The organism is Hominibacterium faecale, from assembly GCF_020734085.1.
GTDB classification, from domain to species: domain Bacteria; phylum Bacillota; class Clostridia; order Peptostreptococcales; family Anaerovoracaceae; genus Hominibacterium; species Hominibacterium faecale.
Genome location: NZ_JAJAGH010000013.1, coordinates 141,179 through 160,555, shown reverse-complemented (window position 1 = coordinate 160,555; position 19,377 = coordinate 141,179). Strand labels below are relative to the sequence as shown.

Annotated in this window: 16 protein-coding genes; 14 read left to right on the top strand and 2 right to left on the bottom strand. The window is 46.0% G+C overall.

All coding sequences use genetic code 11. From position 1 onward, the window contains the following. The first annotated feature begins 2 nt into the window (after window positions 1-2). The 11 genes from LG211_RS17330 to LG211_RS17280 all read left to right on the top strand — a co-directional run bounded on the left by LG211_RS17330 (window position 3) and on the right by LG211_RS17280 (window position 10,520). Entirely contained in the window at window positions 3-1,547 is a 1,545-nt protein-coding gene (locus LG211_RS17330) for an acyl-CoA carboxylase subunit beta (RefSeq protein WP_269478092.1), read from the top strand. Window positions 1,548-1,643: 96 nt separating this feature from the next. Further along, a complete protein-coding gene (locus tag LG211_RS17325) occupies window positions 1,644-2,465 on the top strand; it encodes a Cof-type HAD-IIB family hydrolase (protein WP_269478091.1) in 822 nt (273 codons plus the stop codon). Window positions 2,466-2,565: 100 nt separating this feature from the next. Continuing rightward, a complete protein-coding gene (locus LG211_RS17320) occupies window positions 2,566-3,885 on the top strand; it encodes an aminotransferase class III-fold pyridoxal phosphate-dependent enzyme (RefSeq protein WP_269478090.1) in 1,320 nt (439 codons plus the stop codon). A 236-nt stretch (window positions 3,886-4,121) separates the two neighbouring features. Next, complete coding sequence (locus tag LG211_RS17315; protein WP_269478089.1) at window positions 4,122-5,231, top strand: hypothetical protein; 1,110 nt, start codon at window positions 4,122-4,124, stop codon at window positions 5,229-5,231. A 69-nt stretch (window positions 5,232-5,300) separates the two neighbouring features. Then, a complete protein-coding gene (locus LG211_RS17310; protein ID WP_332108557.1) occupies window positions 5,301-6,398 on the top strand; it encodes an HNH endonuclease domain-containing protein in 1,098 nt (365 codons plus the stop codon). Next, the gene (locus LG211_RS17305; RefSeq protein WP_253020843.1) at window positions 6,398-6,991 is read left to right on the top strand and encodes a class I SAM-dependent methyltransferase; all 594 of its coding nucleotides are present in this window, start codon (window positions 6,398-6,400) and stop codon (window positions 6,989-6,991) included. Before LG211_RS17310 ends, LG211_RS17305 begins: the two co-directional genes overlap by 1 nt. Before the next feature lie 134 nt (window positions 6,992-7,125). Beyond that, the gene (locus LG211_RS17300; protein WP_269478088.1) at window positions 7,126-7,521 is read left to right on the top strand and encodes a hypothetical protein; all 396 of its coding nucleotides are present in this window, start codon (window positions 7,126-7,128) and stop codon (window positions 7,519-7,521) included. Next, entirely contained in the window at window positions 7,522-8,010 is a 489-nt protein-coding gene (locus LG211_RS17295; RefSeq protein ID WP_148397970.1) for a hypothetical protein, read from the top strand. 198 nt (window positions 8,011-8,208) lie between these two features. After that, window positions 8,209-8,517, top strand: a complete 309-nt coding sequence (locus LG211_RS17290; protein ID WP_148397969.1) for a nucleotide pyrophosphohydrolase — start codon at window positions 8,209-8,211, stop codon at window positions 8,515-8,517. 468 nt (window positions 8,518-8,985) lie between these two features. Then, window positions 8,986-9,735, top strand: a complete 750-nt coding sequence (gene yaaA / locus LG211_RS17285) for a peroxide stress protein YaaA (protein ID WP_269478087.1) — start codon at window positions 8,986-8,988, stop codon at window positions 9,733-9,735. A gap of 62 nt (window positions 9,736-9,797) precedes the next feature. Next, window positions 9,798-10,520: a DUF5131 family protein gene (locus tag LG211_RS17280; RefSeq protein WP_269478086.1), complete on the top strand. Its 723-nt coding sequence runs from the start codon at window positions 9,798-9,800 to the stop codon at window positions 10,518-10,520. Between the two features lie 65 nt (window positions 10,521-10,585). Here the strand turns inward: LG211_RS17280 and LG211_RS17275 are convergent, their stop codons facing one another. Next, window positions 10,586-11,290, bottom strand: coding sequence for a YczE/YyaS/YitT family protein (locus tag LG211_RS17275; RefSeq protein WP_148397966.1), 705 nt, complete (start codon window positions 11,288-11,290; stop codon window positions 10,586-10,588). 403 nt (window positions 11,291-11,693) lie between these two features. Further along, window positions 11,694-13,289: an amidohydrolase gene (locus LG211_RS17270; RefSeq protein ID WP_269478085.1), complete on the bottom strand. Its 1,596-nt coding sequence runs from the start codon at window positions 13,287-13,289 to the stop codon at window positions 11,694-11,696. A 218-nt stretch (window positions 13,290-13,507) separates the two neighbouring features. Between LG211_RS17270 and LG211_RS17265 the strand changes: the two genes are divergently transcribed. The 3 genes from LG211_RS17265 (at window position 13,508) to LG211_RS17255 (ending at window position 19,241) form a co-directional block, all read left to right on the top strand. After that, window positions 13,508-15,412, top strand: a complete 1,905-nt coding sequence (locus LG211_RS17265) for a response regulator transcription factor (protein ID WP_148397964.1) — start codon at window positions 13,508-13,510, stop codon at window positions 15,410-15,412. 371 nt (window positions 15,413-15,783) lie between these two features. Beyond that, a complete protein-coding gene (locus LG211_RS17260; protein WP_269478084.1) occupies window positions 15,784-17,442 on the top strand; it encodes an APC family permease in 1,659 nt (552 codons plus the stop codon). Window positions 17,443-17,879: 437 nt separating this feature from the next. After that, a complete protein-coding gene (locus tag LG211_RS17255) occupies window positions 17,880-19,241 on the top strand; it encodes an MATE family efflux transporter (protein WP_269478083.1) in 1,362 nt (453 codons plus the stop codon). Window positions 19,242-19,377: the final 136 nt, after the last annotated feature.

Sequence of the window (19,377 nt, the reverse complement as noted above, 5' to 3'; positions counted from 1 at the left end):
GAATGACAGACATCTATGGAAACTACCGAGAAAAGCGAGATGCATTAAAAATCAAAAACAATCCAAGCCGGGTGGAAAAGATGCACAAGGCTGGGAAACTGACCGCAGAGGAACGGATTGAGGCGTTTTTTGATGATCATACCTATACGGAAATGAAGCCTTGGACAAAAAACCGCTGTGCTGATTTTGGTCTCAATGAGAAGAATTTGGGTAATGAAGGCGTCCTCTGCGGTTACGGCAATGTGGACGGCCGACCGGTTTTTGCCTACGCCAATGATGTGACTATCATGGGCGGTTCCATGGGTGAGGCCGGCAGGGATAAAATCATGAACTGTTTTGAAAAGGCCATAGAAGCCGGATATCCAATTCTAACCTTTAACGATGCGGCCGGAGCCAGGATACAGGAAGGCGTATCAGCCCTTCATGCCTATTGTTCCACTTTTGGCAAAACCAGTATCGCTTCCGGATGGATTCCGCAAATCTCTTTGATCCTGGGGACTTGTGCCGGCGGAACATCGTATTGCGCGGCTTTGACCGATTTTATCATTCAAGTAAACCCAATCGGAAAGATGTTTGTTACCGGTCCGGCAGTGATCGAGTCGGTAACAGGAGAAAAAACCACCTTTGAGGATATCGGCGGTGCCGGAGTCCACGGCAGAATAACGGGGCTGGCACATTTTGTTGTCAATTCGGAGCAGGAAGGGTTTGCAGTAGCAAAGAGACTTCTATCCTTCCTGCCGTCAAACAGCAAGAAGATGCCGCCCCGATATGCAGAAAATGATCCCATCGACCGCAGAACGCCGGAAATCAGGAATATCATCCCCTTGGACCCGCAAAAATCCTTCGATATGAAGGCGGTGATCCGATGCTTTGTCGATAACCAAGATTTTATGGAAGTTCAGGCGGAATTTGCACAAAATATGGTAATCGGATTTGCCCGTCTAGGGGGTGAAACCGTTGGAATCGTCGGCAATCAACCGAAGATGCTGGCCGGATGCATCGATGTGAATGCCTCCTGGAAAGCCGCTAGATTTGTGCGTTTCTGCGACTGCTACAACATTCCTCTCATTACGCTGGCGGACACGCCCGGCTATCTTCCGGGTGTCATGCAGGAGCATAACGGCATTCTTCGCAATGGTGCCAAGCTGCTCTTTGCATACTCGGAAGCCACTGTTCCGAAGATCACTGTGGTCGTGCGCAAGGATTACGGCGGGGCTTATTCCGCCATGTGCGGCAAAGGTATGGGCGCGGATTTTGTTTTGGCCCTTCCCACCGGCGAGCTGGCAATCATGGGCGCGGAAGGCGCTGCAAACATCGTTTTTAAGCACGAAATCGCAGAGGCAGAGGATCAGGCGGCCAAGAGAAAGGAGCTGACAGAAACATACAAAGAACTGTTTCTCAACCCGTACAAAGGGGCGGAATATGGGATTGTGGATGATGTGATCGATCCGGAAGATCTTAGGAGCAGAGTCATTAAAGATTTGCGGATTATTCGCAATAAAAAGTCCGTCATGCCCTATAAGAAACATTCTAATATACCACTTTAACAAGACCGTGTTGACATGCAGCCTCTTGTTTATACTCGCCGGATGTGTGTGCCCGGCGAGTATCTGTTTGTCAGCGCAGAAAGGATCAATGTTAGCATGAAGGTAAAACTCATTGCTTTGGACTTGGATGGGACCACGTTAAACTCGAAAAATCAGTTGACAGAAAGGACAAGGCAGGCCTTGATCTTGGCTGCAGAACAGGGCGTAGAAATCGTTCCGGTAACCGGAAGGTGTTTTAAGTCGCTGCCGCCGGAATTGCTGGCGCTGGATTGTATCCGGTATGCGGTTGTATCCAATGGTGCAGAGATTCGAAATGCTCAGAATGGCGAAATTCTGTATAATCACTATATAGACCCTTCCGGGGTCCAAGAAATCAGGCGGCTCCTGCACAAAAAGGAGTTGATGGTTGAAGTATATGTAAAAGGCAGTGCCTACATGGAACACGCTTTTTATGAAAAGGTTGAGCGCAGTCAAATTTCTTACAGAAATCGTAATTATGTTTTGGCGACCAGAGTTCCGGTGCGGGGTGTTTCACAGCTTTTGGATGTACATAGAACTCGAATCGAAAAGGTTGCTGTTTACTTTGAAGCCGGTTCGGCTGCCAGCAGGATAAAGGAAGAACTGGCAGAGGTACGCCATGCTTGTGTGACATCCTCCGGGCACAATAATATGGAACTGATCGCGCAAAACTGCAGCAAAGCAAAGACTCTGGAAGTGCTGTGCAGGATGCTGGGAATAAGCCTGACGGAGGTGATGGCCGCCGGGGACAGCCAGAATGATCTTGAGATGTTAGAAGCGGCAGGGGTTTCGGTCGCCATGGGCAATGGGGATGATAATGTGAAAGCATGTGCGGATTACATTGCCCTAACCAATGATTGCGATGGGCTGGCGGAAGCGATTTCGCTGTTTATTGAATAGAGAATGCAGCTGGCGCGGGGTTACTTGTGGAGCGGGACCGGAATCAGCGGCAGCATCCGCCTGCCAGCAGGGTATGAGGTAAAAAGAAAGGAAAAACAAAATGTCTCTAATAAAAGAAAAAAGCTTACAATATAATTTGCATTCATGGAGTGCACAAAAAGGGATTGATCCCAAAGTTATCACAAAAGCAGACGGTATTTACTTTTGGGATGAAGAGGGAAACCGGTATTATGATATGTCCTCCCAGCTGGTAAACTCGAATTTGGGCCACGGCAATAAAGCTATCGTCCAGGCAATCAAAGAGCAGGCTGAGAAAATTCCCTTTATCAGTCCGGCTTTTGCTGTTGATGTCCGGTCTGACGCTGCGGAGGCGGTTGTAAAATTGTCGGGTATGAAGAACGCGAAAGTTTTTTTTACCAATGCCGGGGCGGAATCCAATGAAAACGCGATCAAAATGGCAAAACAATATACGGGCCGGTGGAAAATTTTCTCCATGTATCGCTGCTACCACGGATCATCAGCAGGCGCAGGTATGCTTACCGGCGAACCGCGGCATTTCGCCAACGAACCCGGGCCTGCCGGATTCATCAAATACGATGGTCCCTATGCCTACCGAGCGCCCAAGCAGGTTGTATTTACGGATGAGGACGATGCTGCGGATTTTTACCTGGAGCTGCTGGAAAACCAGGTACTTTATGAAGGCCCGGAAAGGATCGCTGCCATATTCCTGGAAACCGTGGTAGGGTCAAACGGCGTTCTGATTCCGCCTCAAAAGTGGATGAAAGGGGTTCGTGATTTGTGTACAAAATACGGCATTGTTATGGTTTGTGATGAGGTTATGGCAGGCTGGTACCGCACAGGAAAAGCCTTTGCCTTCCAGCATTATGGTATTGAGCCGGATTTGGTGACGTTTGCAAAAGGGGTGACCTGCGGATACGTTCCCATCGGAGGCGTCCTGGTTTCTGAAAAAATTCAGAAGTATTTTAACGATCATCAAATGATGTGCGGACTTACCTATAACGCCCACCCAATGGGCTGCGCGGCGGCTGTGGCGGCGATTAAAGAATATGAGCGTTTGCACATAGAAGAAAATGTGGAAAAGCAAGGGAATGTGCTGCGGGGCATCTTGGATGAACTTTCGCAGAAGCATCCGTGTGTGGGAGAGATCAGGCAGATTGGCCTTTTTTCAGCCATGGAGATTGTGAAAGATGAAAAGGGAACGCCGGTGGTGTCCTTTAACTGCGATCCGGATGGAATGATGCCAAAGATCATCGGTATGTTGATGAAGGAAGGGTTTTTCACTTACTCCCATGAGAATATGATTGTGGTGGCGCCGCCGCTGATTATTGCAGAAGAAGAGCTGCGGGAGGCAATGGCGATTTTGGATCGGGCATTGGATTCGGTGGATGGGATGATTTGATTGTTGTAAAAAAATTGTTCCATAGGCCCGCTTGGCATCTATGATTGCAGTAGGTTTGTAAGTTTTGCAAACCTAGTGCAATCTTTCATTTCATCGCAAGCCGTGCTGAACAAGTTTCTCCTCGCTCATCCCAAGGCTGCGCCCCGTTTTCTTGACTGTATAAAAGAAATACAGTAAGATGGATTTAAAGGGAAAAGACTGCCAATTGACAACAAACCATTTTACGGGAGAACTTCATGCGAAAACGACAAGCGCGCACATTAAGAACCATTTATAAAAACAGCAAATTTTGGATATGGGAAATATTTTTATTTTTACTGGCTGTCATTATTTGCGCGATCGGTTTAATTTTGCTGAACTTTACAGCACATAAGTATATTGGTAAACTATTTGGCCTGACAAGCTATTATATATTTTTAACTTTACCAGTTATGTTTGCTGCATATCTTTTAATTAAAATCTTTCAACTCATAAAAAAGGGATTCATTAATATGCATGATTACACTGGATATGATGAAGAATTTGTTTTCAAGTTTATAGATAAATATAAATTGGGCGATAACAAAGATATTCAATATTTGCTCTGCATTAAAAAGATTAATGAAATATATGCAAGCGATGTAATTTTGGGTTATATAGAGAAAAAAAGGATTAAAATTTTTTATGAAAGAAAACAATTTTTGAAAAAGCATAGCAAGCTATTTTATGATGCAAAGGATTTCATGCGCACTGTATTAATATCGTTCTCCAGTGTGTTTTTAAGCCAAGTGATCGTAACGGACAGCGAAACCATGGGTTTCGCTGCAGTTATTAGCTATTCTGCTCTCCTGCTGATAATTTTTGTTGCTTTAATCCTGCCTTATTTAGAAAAAGAGCTTTTTGGCGATCTGCTATATGAGATTGATGAATATGAGATGGAGAAAATCAATTTTTGTATACAACAGATTGAAACCAATACTTTAAAAGACAATGAATATAAGATTGAACAAATGGCTTTTGAAACAAAGTGTACACTATTTGAGGATGCTAAATCAAACAGGAGAAAGAAAGAGCAAAAAGAAATAAGCCAATGGGTGCTTGTTCCAAGTGAGGGTATGCTAGAAGAAAATTGTACAAGTATACATGCTATTGTAGATTGTGGGAAAATCCCCAGCTCCATTTATTTTGTAATCAGAAATGAAGGCTTCCGGGAGGCTTGTGCCAGCTTTGGACATATAAATCGTCAGCAACTAAAAGAATTTCTTATAAGCCGTGATTATAAACGTTGTTTTGAATATGTGGAAAAATATCTTGGAACAAATATATTTTTCCCTGATAATGAAGTCAATTGGAATGAAGAGGGCTAAACGCATAAGCATGAAAGGCTTAGAGCGATTCATTTATTATAACGCAATAAAATAAGCAAAGGAGTCAATATGATGTACTTGCCGCAATCAGCAAATGTAGAAGTTAAATATCTTTCGCGCCTATTTGATAACAAGAGCGAAAGCTATAAACTCTTTTGGTTTCAGGCGATTGTGAAGAAAGTGGTCCAAGGGAAGACAAGACTTACCTATGATGAGCTGATCAACAGCATGATTGCAGATACATGGTATATGGTTTCCGAGTATAAGCTGAACTTAGGCCCTGTGGACAATCTGGAAGCCATCGTTCACTACATATCTGGCATCAGCGGTCTGAAACCTTCTGAGAAAAAGGATAGGGTTATGCTATTTCTTGAAAATTGTGAGGATAAAGAATTTAGAAGCAGAAAACGCAGATTGACAGAGCAAGTCCCGTATCGCCTGCAAGCGCCTTTCCTAGATGACATCAAGGGGAACGATTGGAAAATTTCAAGGAAATTGCTTGCTCAAAGGATCAATCAAAAGAAGCGGCTGATGTACTATTTTGTGCAAATTTCCGGATTGGATAGTGAGATTGAAATACAGGACGAGTGGGTATCCTATATCCGGTATAATCAGGACATTATTATTGGCTGGATACAATATCATTTGATCCAATATCTGCAGCGGCGGAACCCCAGCGTTCCTGGAATTGTCAATAAGCTTGCACCGCCGCAGGAACGAAAACTGGAGAAAATTAAACGATATTGGAAATTAGTATCAAGGGTGAAACCTTTAAAAGATATTTACAGCAAAAAAGTCTTAGATAACAGTGATATTTCTATCGACCATTTCATTCCTTGGTCCTATGTCGCTCATGACGAGTTTTGGAATTTGAGTCCGACAACGCGAAGCATTAACAGCAGCAAGAGCAATCATCTCCCGGATTGGACGATCTATTTCCCCAGGCTATGTGAGATCGAATATCAGTCGTATCAGTTGATATGGCAAAACGAAAAGGTACATAAAGAATTTGAAGTTTGTCAGAGAGAGCATATCAATACCATAGAAGCGCAGCGGTTATACCAAGAAGGTCTGGAAATGCCGGAGTTTTGCAAAAGGCTTGAAGATATCGTTTCTCCGGTTTATCAGTCGGCGAGGAACCTTGGGTTTCGGAATTGGATTTTATAATGAAGGACAAAACGTTAGAATATTATGAGCAGCATGCGCTGGAATTCTGCGAAAATACCATAAATGCAGATATGTCCAATCAATACAAAATGTTTTTAGCATACATCCCTCAAGGAGGATTAATCCTTGACCTTGGCTGTGGAAGTGGCAGGGATACCAAGGCATTTCAAGAATTGGGCTATGATGTGGCGGCTATGGATGGCTCTCGGACACTGTGTGAACTGGCCGCTGCATATATCGGACAGGAAGTCCAATGTAAATGTTTCGATGAGATAGATGAAATAGGTCGATATGATGGGATTTGGGCATGCGCGTCGCTATTGCACATTAGAAAGCGGGATATGCCCGAAATGCTTACACGATTAGCAGCAGCATTAAAAGACCGCGGCGTTTTATATACGTCTTTTAAATATGGAAATCAGGAACGTGTAGAACAAATGCGGTTTTATAATGACTACACGGAAAAAGAGCTTGACTTATTATTCTGCAGAGAAAACGGCTTGGAATGCGTGGAGTGGAATATATCAGAAGATGCAAGGTCTGACCATCAGGGTAAATGGATAAATGTTATTTCGCGTAAAGAGAATATATAAAAATGAGCTAGAGGTAAGAGATTTGCAATCTAGCTAACCATTGAAACTTCCCATATGAGAAATAAAACTCCAAGAATTTTAATTTGATCAGTTTTATCATAAAATTTAATAAGTATATAAAAAGGAGGCGCCATATGAAAATTGATTACTCTCAATATTTTGAAGTGAAACCCGATGAACCCGCACGGAGTCTTTATGCTGTAACGATAACTGCTAATGGTAAACTGAATATTAATGGAAAACTTATGGAAAAGTTAAAGGATGAGCCGCAAAATATACTACTTTCAAAAGATCTTAAATCCATAATTATTTCAGCTCATGAAGGATCGATGAAACTGCCTAAAAGTGGTTCATTAAAAATAACTACAATAGCAAGAAAATTTGCAGAGCATAAGATAAAGCTTCCGGTTAGATATGCGATTAAGTGGGAAAAAGAGAATGAACTCTGGATGGGCATATTAGACCAAGATGTAATGCCTAAATCCACAAGAAAGAAAAGAAATTTAAAGATAGAAGATGTGATTGTGTAAATGAAAATGGTTCCAGATGAGGCCTATTATAATGCCCTAATTCAAAAAGCTTATAAAAGATATGGTTATAGTCTAAAAAATATTGATAAAGAATCAGTCGCGTGGTCAAGTATCTATTTCGCAGAAATGACGTATGAGGTGGGGATTAGTTCATATGAATTATATGTTATGCAATGTTTGAATGACGGCTTTGATTATGAGAGAAAGAGGATAAATAAGAGGTTCTGCAGGGAAAGCCCGTTTTCAATTGATACATATAATGAGACGATCAGTCTTATCAGAGGCGAGGAAAGAAGTATAGAGAGGCAGATTCTTTTTAGAGAATTCGCTAGGGCTTTGACAGCAGAGGAGAGGTTATTTACAAGGCTGCTTATGGAAGATTATTCGCGAAACGAAATAACACTACTATGCAAGTTGGATATGTATCAATATCAAGCTTTGATGGAAGATATCCGTAGAAAAATCATTAGCTTTTTGCCGATGGGGTGAGGATTGCTAAGAGAGGTCCGCGAAAAGGTCTTGTATGGCTGTTTAAATGAGGAGTGCCCTCACACCAGAGCAATAGGCATGAACAGGAAAAATATACCTGATACTTGTAAGATAATATGTGACGCTGGTAGTGAGCTTGCGGTCGTTCGAATTTCATCGTATACTATATGCAATACGAATAAAAATAAGGAGACCGCCATGAACGACATCATTCACATCCTCCGCCAATTCAACGAAGAACGAAACTGGGAGCCATACCACACACCGGAAAACCTGGCAAAATCCATTACGATCGAGGCAGGAGAACTACTGGAATGCTTTCAATGGGACAATCAATACGATTTAGAAGCTCTCAGCGACGAAATTGCCGACGTCATGCTTTACTGCTTGATGCTCAGTGATAAGATCGGCATTGATATGAAGCAGGAAATGCTGAGAAAGATTGAGAAAAACAGAGAAAAGTATCCGGTTGAACAGTGTAAGGCGGAGAATGATCTGCAAAAGTAAGCGATAACTTTGAGCCGCTGGATCGAGGCCTGGGCCGGGACTGATAGAGCTTGGGGCTGGATGCCCCGGAGCTGCCCGGGTTTTCAGTTATTTTACTGATTTCTATTCGAAATGGGCGAAAATCAGAGCAATGTCCATATAAATTTGGAGTATTTTTTGCATTTCATGGGGCCGGTGTAATTAATTTGCTATTCCATCCAACTTTATTGAAAATAGTTTGCACTAACTTGCCGCCAATAATCCAATATTTGTATATTTTAAGCCAGATATTGCGGAAACTGCCCTAATTTATATGGACATTGGTTTCAAATTGTGGTGTTTCGAATAGAAATTGAGAAATTTCTTATATTATTGCCCGCTAGCCGGAAGCATGCGTAAATTTCACAAAACATTTTCTGTTTTTACCCAGATGATCCCATTTCCTGTATTTCATAAATAACCAGCCCTGCGGCCAATGGAGAAACGACCATGAAAATTATTATTTCGCCAGCAAAGAAAATGAATGTGGACAACGATGTGTTTGCCGCAGCAAAGCTGCCCTGTTTCCTGGAAGAAGCAAAGCAGCTGGCGGCATGGATGAGGGCATTAACTTACCGGGAAGCCAAGTCTTTGTGGGCATGCAGCGACAAAATTGCGGAATTGAATTTTCAGCGGTTTGCCGATATGGACTTGGAGCGGAATTTGACACCGGCGCTGCTTTCTTATGAAGGCATCCAATACCAATACATGGCGCCCAAGATATTCAGTAAAAACGCATGGGATTATGTTCAGGAGAAGCTGCGGATTTTATCCGGCTTTTACGGTGTGTTAAGGCCGCTGGACGGAGTGGTTCCATATCGTCTGGAGATGCAAGCCAAAGCAGGCCTGGACGGAAAAAAGGATTTGTATGATTTCTGGGGGCACAAGCTATATGAACAGGTAATCGATGAAAGCAGAACAATTATCAATCTGGCATCAAAAGAATACTCCAAATGCATTGAGCCATATCTTCAGCCGGAAGATCGATTTATCACCTGCATCTTTGGAGAATGGAAGGACGGTAAGGTCATTCAAAAGGCAACACAGGCAAAGATGGCCAGAGGGGAAATGGTGCGCTTTATGGCGGAAAATCAAATTGCCGAAGCGGAAGAACTAAAGCTGCTTGACCATCCCCGCTACATATTTGAAGAAGGCCTATCGTCAGAAAAGGAATATGTATTTGTAAGAAAAAATTCGTAGGTACTTGGCGAAAAAGACGATGACCTGCGCGGATACGCAAGGGCATTATAAAAGGAGAAATTATGAATTGGGAACCATGGACAGGATGTTATAAAGTCAGCGAGGGCTGCACAAATTGCTATTTTTACGGGCCGCATGCAAAACGTTATGGGCAGAATACGATTTCAAAAACGGATAAATTTGATTGGCCGATCAGAACCAAGGCCAATGGCGAGTACAATATTAAGGGAAACAAGATTTTGTCCACCTGCTTTGCAACTGACTTTTTTCTGCCTGAGGCGGATGAGTGGCGCAAAGATGTTTGGGCTATGATTAAGCAGAGAACGGATATAGACTTTCTAATTTTGACAAAACGGATCGACCGCTTCCCTGTATCACTCCCGGCGGATTGGGGAGACGGCTACGAAAATGTAAATATCGGCTGCACCGTTGAGAACCAGGAATTGGCGGATTATCGACTGCCGTTATTTTTGTCCTATCCGATCAAACGGCGGTTTATCGGCTGCGCGCCGCTTTTAGAAGCCATCGATCTGACCCCTTATCTCCATGGGGTGGACCATGTTACTGTTGGCGGTGAAACGGGCAGGGATGCTCGTCAATGCGACTATGACTGGGTCCTGGATATTCGCCGGCAGTGCGTAGATGCAAATGTGACCTTCTGGTTCAAGAATACAGGTTCGTTCTTTAAACATGACGGTGTGGTGGAAAAAATCAACCCTTTTAAGCAATCCAGCCGGGCAAAAGAGCTGGATATTAGCATTTTAGACGGCAAACGATTATTTTGATCGGAACTCCAAAAACGATAAAAGGGACCGGCTGCGTGCGCAATTGGTCCCTTTATAAAACTAATTTAAACAACCTCTGACTCAGCGCTGTGGCCTTTGGAAATTTCTACAGCTACTTTTTCCCGTACTTTTGGTACCCATCTGCTAATCTGCGGCGCTAAGATGCGGCTGAGCGTTCCCACCAGCAGAGCGGCAAGAACCGTTCCTTCCCGGACTCCTTGAACACGGTGGAGCATGAATAAAGAGACAAGTACACTCAGGCTGACCAGCGTGATATCCAAGGTTACTTTTGTCTTTCCGAAGTTCTTATGAGCGGCGATTACGATCGCTTTTACAAATCCGTCCACGGACAGCATAATGGTGTTGGCGGAAACCTCGATGCTGAGTCCTAATGCTACTAAAAAGATCCCGGCAGCTAGACAACCCAGCTGAGCGGCATAACTTCCCGGATGAAGCCAGGAAAGGATCGAATTGGAAAAATCGGTCATCCAGCCGAAAACAAATGCGGCTGGCAGCTGCAGAATCCAGAGCTTTGGGAAATTTTTTCGCAAAAGTAAAACTTGTCCGAGAAAACAAACAAGATTAAGGAGCATCATAAAGCTTCCCATTGTCAGGTCAAAGCCCAGGCTCAGAGAATAGGGCAGGCTTGCCAGCGGTGTCGTTCCAAGGCCGGAGCAAGTGGAAAAAGCAATGCCCAATGAAATTGTAAAGATGCCTAAAAGAAATAAAAAATACCGAAATACCGTGATAAAAAAATTGCGCGTTAACATGGGTCCTCCTTTAAATCCTCCAGCATTGTATCACATTTTTAAGAAAAAATCTATTGTGTAAGAAAAAATATCATATGTGAGGAATTGGAGGAGCTTTGAATTACAGTTAGAGGCCGAGGCCACATATTGGGGAAAAAAGTGAAAACAGACGCAAAAATTTACGCAGTTTTCAATGATAGCGGCCTCTCAACTACAGCAAGAGGCCGCGCGGGCCGCCTCCTGGCAGGAACGGGTCCCGCAACCCCATAACTTTGCGTAAAAAACGTGAAACAGTATAAAAGTTTACCGCGGGGTTCCATGGAATGGGCATGAGGATCATCGTGACGTTTACGGAGCGCGCGACTATTCAACAAAAAAATAAAACAGAGCCAGACACGGACACCTGGCTCTGTCTTTCCAAGAGTTACAGCTTGTCGTAGACAATCTCTCCTTCGAACACGGTCATATCCGTATTTACAGAAGGGATATCCTCTTCATGCTCGAATATATTTTTGCTGAATACATTTATATCCGCGATCTTACCTTCTTCCAGCGTACCCAGCTTATCCTCCATGCGCATCATGTATGCCGGCCCTATGGTGGAGTTCTTGATTGCCTCCGCCATGGTAAATTTCTCCTGAGGGTTCCAGCCCCCCTCCGGCAGATCATCCTCCATGCGCCTCTTGACGGCTCTGTAGATGCTATCCACAGGATCCAGGTCCACGATCGGATAATCCGTTCCGAAAGCTACCACGGCACCGTTTTTCGCCAGCGTCTTTCCCGGCCATGCCAGTTCCGCCCGTTTCTTGCCCACTATGGGAAAGATCGCGTGATCCTCCAGCGTCTCCATGAGCATGTGAGACGGCTGGATGCTGGCGACCGTATTCGTTTCGGCAAATCGCTTCATATCGTCCTTGTGGAGAACTTCGATATGTTCTATAGCGTTTCTCACGTTCTTAGGGCCGTATTCCTTCCGCGCAGCTTCATAAGCATCGAGCGCCATCCTCACCGCCCCGTCGCCGCAGGCGTGCAGCCTCATGGCGATATCGTTTTTATAACATTCCTTGCTCCTTTCATACAGCCAGTCCCTGTCCACCAGCGGTTCGGAACGGAAACCGGGCCTGTCGCTGTAAGGCTCCACCATATATCCCGTATATCCCAGCGGCGTTCCGTCCATGAATCCCTTCAGACCCAGGAACTTCAGTCGATCGGACGTGTACTCTTCCTTCAGCCTCAGAGCTTCCCCCATATCCATCTCCATGTGAGGAGCAAAGAAGACTCTCATCTTGAGTTTTCCCTTGTTTTCGAGGCGCCTGCACGCTTCATGCTTCATGATTCTCAGGACGTGTACTGCGCCTACGGAGGTCACTCCCTTCGTGTGGGCTTTTTTTATAAAGCCTTCGATGAGTTCCTCTTCCTTTTCCGGCGATACGCAGAGGGCTTCCTTGGTCACCAGCTCCATCGCCGGCTGCTCCAATAGGAACCCTGTCGGCTCCCCGTTTTCGTCTCTGACTATGGTGCCGCCCGCAGGATCCGGCGTATTCCGATCTATGCCACACAGCTCCAGCGTCCTGCTGTTGACCCATACGCCGTGGAGTTCGTCGTTAAAAGCGATTACCGGTCTGTCCGGAAAATATCTGTCGAGAGAAGCTTTCGTCGGCAGCTTTTCTTCCGGCCATCGGAACTGGCACCATCTGAATCCAATGATCCACTCATCGTCGCGATCCTTATAGAACTCATAGAGTTTCTCTGCGGCCTCCTCCTCCGTTTTTGTATCATAGATATCTACTGTGGCGTTGTGGAGAGAACCCAGGAACAGATGCACATGACTGTCTATAAGCCCTGCTGTTATCGTCCTGTCACCGCAGTCCCGCACATCATATATGGTCCTGTCGTCATAACAGTCTGTATCACCCTTTGTCACTTTCCGGATCTTGCCACCCTCCATCTCTATGTATCCTGCAAACGGTGCATCGCTGACACTGTCATAAATACATGTACTCTTTAGCACTAAATTCATAATATGTCCCTCCCTGTCAATCGATATTGGCGCGCCGCCGGCTGCGGCGCATCTAAGCTTCATGTATATACTATACCTCAATTGGATTTTTCCGTAAATCTCTTTATTGCTAGTTCTTTTAATATTCAGAAAAGATATTTGTCTTTTTTGCGTTTATTTCTTATAATATAATCGCGGACAGCAACTAAATTCTATTATCAGGGAAAACGAGGTGCGCCATGCTGAAAAAAATAATCTATGAAGACGATCTGCCTGTAAAAGTCGAGATCATTTCTGTTTCAAGCTATCCTCTGCATCTGCATCAAGACATACAGCTCATCTATATCCTTGAAGGACAGGTGGATCTTCGCCTCACCTTCAAGACGTATCGCCTCAGGAAAAACGATTTTCGCTATATACACAGCGAGGATATACACGCCATGAGTTCCCCGGGCGGAAACAACTCTGTTTTGGTGCTCAGCGTTAATACGGGCTACATAGAGAGATTTTACCCCAACATTAGGACCGCCGTCATAACCATGCCAACGGACAAGACCCTGCTTCTTTACGATAACCAGCAGTCTCATCTTAAATATTGCATTTTCATACTGCTCGACGAATTTCTGAAACGATCGGAGGGCTTTGCAGCGCGGATAAAGAATACGCTGAAGACCATATTCGGGATCATATACAGGGAATTCCGCAGCTTCACCATTGATAGGGAAAACAAGGCCTTCGTCTACAAGCGTCTTCAGGATATCCGTCAGACAGAGCGTCTCGGAGAGATCATCGACGACATCTACAGAAACTATGTGGAACCTTCCACCCTCGAGGAGATCGCTTCCCGCCAGGACTTGAATCCCTACTATCTTTCACACCTGTTTTCCCAGACCATCGGCATAAACTACAGGGATTTCATAAACATGGTGCGGGTGGAGACATCGGAATACGAGCTTTTGTCTTCTGACCTGTCGGTATCCCACATAGCCCTCAGCTCCGGATTTTCCAACTCTTCCTATTACAGCAAGCATTTTCGCTTCTGGTTCGGCATGACGCCCCAGGAATACAGGGAGAAATATGCGGGCCAGACCCTGCAGAACTCGGAGCCTCTGATGGTCTCTTGCGAGCTTGCCGATTACAGCGATATGATACAGGAAAATCTCCGTGAGCTGGCAGCGGCTTTTTCCGATGCCCATGCGGAGCCCCTGAGTCAGACCATCCACGTGGATAATGCCGATTTTGACGATTCGTTCCGTTTGCGCCTCAACCTGATCTTTCGAAATCCGGATCTTGCGGCGGAAGAGGCAGAAGAAACAGGTCCGAGAGATGAGATGCTCGAAGAAGCGGGAGAAGCGGCAGGACCCAAAAATCATGGGGAGACAGGAGAACTGGCGGCGATATGCACAGGGTCCGGAACACCAGAGAAGCTCTTTTCTCCGCTGTTCATAAACAGCCGCTTTGATTCTGTGAAGCTGATAATCGAGATCTTTCCAGAAAGGAACCCCCCTTCTTGCACGGATATGTACCTGTGCGTGAAAAGTCTCCTCGATTCACTAGTGGTCCGTCATTGCTGCGACTTCAACGTGGGAATGGCCGCCGAGGCAGACGCTGCATTCGGTTCGGCCCTAACCGCCGACGGGATCAGGACTCCGCTGTATCATCTTATGACTTTCTTGACACAGGATCACGACGCTATATGTGTGGACAACCGCTGCATCATCATGAGAAAAGGAGACGCCCGCCATATCCTCTGTTGGAACATGAATCCCGATCATGCCGCCGAGGTGACCCTGAAAGCCCGCGCCTCCTCTGAGAGCCTGGTCACCGTCAGCCGTATGGAGCTGGAAAATTATCATGGATATCTGTCCGCAGTCAGAAAGATAAAGAGCGCAGGCATTGAAAAGAAGACGCCGGCTAAAGCCGCTGGGGGGCGAGAAAAATCTCTATCCGAAAGAATCGGAGGAAGAGAAACCCTGCAGCAAACCAATACACCGAAGGGTGACTGCGTCCTGCCGGAAACCGCTCTGCGGGCGGCGGAACATCTTCTCTTCTCCGAAGAAAGCTGTTTTCGCACGGGAAAGGATTTGAGCATCACCGTACAGCTCCGGCGCAAGAGCCTGGCCTTTGTCAGCATAATTAGATAAGGCACGGGACAAACCGGCAGGGCTGGCTATCATCTCATATAAATATAGACCGCCCCCTATCCCGAACCTCTCCCATATGTCTAACAGCGCTTATTTTTTTGCGGTCCTTTATTAGATTTAAAGACAAACCGCAAAATTGTATATCCTCCAGGACAATCATTTCTATAAAAGAAACAACCTGAATAGCAAGAATAATATATAATTTTCTGAAAATAACCTGTAAGCTAACAGTACCCTATGGAAGACTCTGCGAGGTGCAAGGGACAGTACAAGAACAAGGGCAGGTGCAGATAAATGCAAACTGCATTTATCATCTGCCGCGCCTATGCGGGCGCCCTAAGGGAAAACCGATTTGAAAAAGGAGGATCTATATGAGCAATAAATCCGAAACTTACGCTGCCCCAGCAGCAGGCTCCTCTACCATGAAAAAGACCAGATTTTCTCTGGCGGGGATCGTCTTTCTGATCTTCTGCATGTGCGCAGCCGGAGCTTTCGGCGTCGAGGACATGATCCCCAGTGTCGGCCCGGGGTTGACGATACTCCTGCTGATTATCATTCCCATACTCTGGGCGGCTCCAATGGGTATCTACACGGCTGAGCTGGGCGCTTTGGCCCCCGTTGATGCAGGACCTTACGTGTGGATGAAAATGGCATACGGAGAAATGTGGGGCTTCTGTATGAACTGGTGGCTTATGCTGGCCATCTATCTTGGTCAGGCGGCCTACGTCGTTATCGCCGTGGGTTATATAGGCAAAGTTATAGCACTGACGCCTCTGGCCGCTACTGTGATAAAGGTAGCCATCGTAGTCATTCTGACCATTGTAAATCTTATAGGCCTCAAGGAAGTGAGCATCCTCAGCACTATTTTCTCTATCATCATTATCGTAATGTTCGCTCTTGTGACCATTGTAGGCTTTGCTAATTGGAACTACAATCCGATCGACCCGTTCATTCCGGAGGGCACGGATATCGTAAGCAGCCTGGGTACGGGACTTGCCATCGGTATATGGCTCTACTGCGGCTACATACAGATATCCAACCTGGGCGGAGAGATATCAAACCCCGAAATAGTTCCGAAGGGGATGAAGGTTTCCATCATTATCATAACCCTCAATTTCCTTTTGCCAACCGTCGCGGGCCTCGCTTCCCTGGGGAATTATCAGAACTGGGGGACCGGCATCGGGGAAGGTACTTTGAATTACTCGTCGGTACTGATCCATTACACGGGACCGGCTCTCGGCGTTGCCTTCATGATCATGGCCGTAATCTCCTCGTGCTCGACGACAAACTCGGTCATCGCCAGCGGTTCAAGGCTTTTTCTCATCCTGGCGGAGGACAATCTTTGCCCTGGCTTCCTCTCCAAGCTGACAAAGAAAAGCAAGATGCCTTTCTGGCCGATCGTCATACTGGCTATCGTGACCATCATCTTCGTAAACTTTGACTTTTCTATGATCGTGAATATTGTGTCGCCTGTGCTTTTCGTCCTCTACGTGGGCCTTGCCTTCGCTTTCTTGAAAATAAGGAAAAAATACCCCGTTGAGAAAAGAAACGTATGGTATGCAAAAGGTGGGAAAGTGTTAAAAGCTTATGTGATAGGCGGTATGTTCCTCATCGGGTTCATCGGCATTATGGTGAACGGTTTGGAGTTTTTCACGCTCAGTTTTCTGATAACAGTTTCCGGCGTCGTGTTCTATGTGATATTCAAGCGGCTTTACGGAGGACTGTATGCCAGCGATCCCCAAAAATATCCGATCAACCCGAAGACCAAGCTGGCTCAGGGCGACATCTGGAGGATTGGAATATTCTTCATGATATTCGGACTGCTGATGTTTGCCGGCTCTTTCGTCATTTCATGGTACGAAGGTTCCTGGGGCCCGGATTACTACCTCCAGACATACGGCAGCGGGCTCCTGAGCAATTTTGGCGGCATGATATCCATATGCAGATGGTGTGGCCTGGGCGGCGCAGTCCTCGGCGTCATACTGTTTGTTATAGGAGTGAAGACCGACAAAGTGAGCGACGGCGAATAACTTTTTATAGAAAATTTCCGGAGATACGAGGCGGCTGCGGCTTGTAGAGAGGATGTGGGGATCTTTGGGAAAAAAGTGAAAAAGTATTTCAATATCTACGCAAGTTTCAATGACCGGGCGTTGTCAGATTCGCCTAGAAGCTGCGCGGGCCGCATAGTTGGCAGGATCGGACCCCGCAACCCCACAACTTTGCGAAAAGAACACGTATTTTTTTAAAAATTTACCGTAGTTCCCAGGTCCAACTCGCGCAAGGCCACATGATCCCCCGCTAAGCTCCGCTAAACCCGGACTGAGCCCGTCTCAGCCGGAGCAGTTGAAATCATTGACACTGGCATTGATCCGTGCTACCATAGAACGGCTGAAATGGCTATAGCTTTTCCTGTTTCTGAGTTATAAACAGGAAACTATAGTCTTTTTTTGTGAAAAGGAGTTATAGCATGACACACATAGAAAATCCCATGGGAGTAAAGCCGGTGTTTCCGCTTCTGATGACCATGTCCATTCCGGCAATGGTCTCCATGCTGGTACAATCCCTGTATAACATTGTCGACAGCCTGTTTGTAGGCCGCCTCAGCCAGGAAGCTCTGACGGCGGTGTCTATCGTGTTTCCGCTGCAAAATTTGGTTTTGGCGGTGGCGGTAGGTATGGGCGTTGGAGTAAACGCCAGCATCGCCAGGAGTTTGGGCGAAAAACGACAAGAAGATGCCGACCAGGCTGCCAGCCACGGGCTGGTTCTCACTTTTTTTCATATGGCGGGTTTTGTGATTCTGGGGACGCTGGGCTCATCCTGGTTTGTCGGGCTCTTCACCGATTCTCCCCAAATCCTGCAAATGGGCAGCCAGTACAGCCACATTGTGATCTGCCTTTCCGGAGCAAGCCTGGTTCATATCCTCATTGAAAAGATTTTTCAATCCACTGGAAAAATGCTGGCGCCCATGCTGTTTCAGATTGTGGGCGCGGTGGTAAACATTGCCCTGGATCCCATCCTTATATTCGGCCTCCTGGGAGCGCCATCTCTAGGAGTGAAAGGGGCCGCCATCGCCACCATCATTGGACAGTGCTTCGCCTGTGGGCTGGCGATTCTCTTTTATCGTAAGAAAAACTGCGGAGTTCATATACAGCTGAAAGGTTTTCGCCTTGACAAACGAATGGTCCACAAGCTGTACAGTGTTGCCGTTCCCTCCTGTATGGTCATGTCCATGCCGTCGCTTCTTGTAGGGCTGCTCAATGGAATACTGGCCGGAATTTCTCAGATTTCGGTGGCGGTGTTTGGCATTTATTTTAAATTGCAGACCTTTGTCTACATGCCGGTCAACGGCTTGATCCAAGGGATGCGCCCTATCATCAGCTATAATTTCGGCGCGGGCGATCAGGAACGAATGAAGAGAACCCTGCACTTTTCGCTGGCCACTACCGGCACGATCATGGCTGTGGGAACGGTGCTGTTTTTAGTCGGCGCAGAGTGGATCCTTCTCATGTTTGGCGGCTCGCAGCAAATGCTGGATATTGGAGTGGAAGCGCTGCGGATTATATGCAGCGGGTTTATCATTTCCACACTGGGCGTTATTATCGCCGGCGCCTTTGAAGCCCTGGGGGAAGGCGGGCGTTCGCTGACGGTTTCCCTGCTGCGCCAGATGGTCATTATACCGCCCCTGGCGTTGGTGCTGGTACATTTTACCCAGTTGGGGCTGACCGGGGTTTGGATAACCTTTCCCATTGGAGAAACCGCTGCCTCGATTGCGGCCGTGGTGCTTTACCGCCGGTTGTGGAAAAACAAATTGAAAGAGGCGGGCAGATAAGAAACGGAATATTTTCTGAATATTAAAAAAACGCTTGCAAAGCAGCAAAAGAACTGTTACTATGTTTATGAAAATATTTTCATAAATCAAAACCCATTGAATTCAATACTAAATAGCTTAATAGTTTTTGTAATAA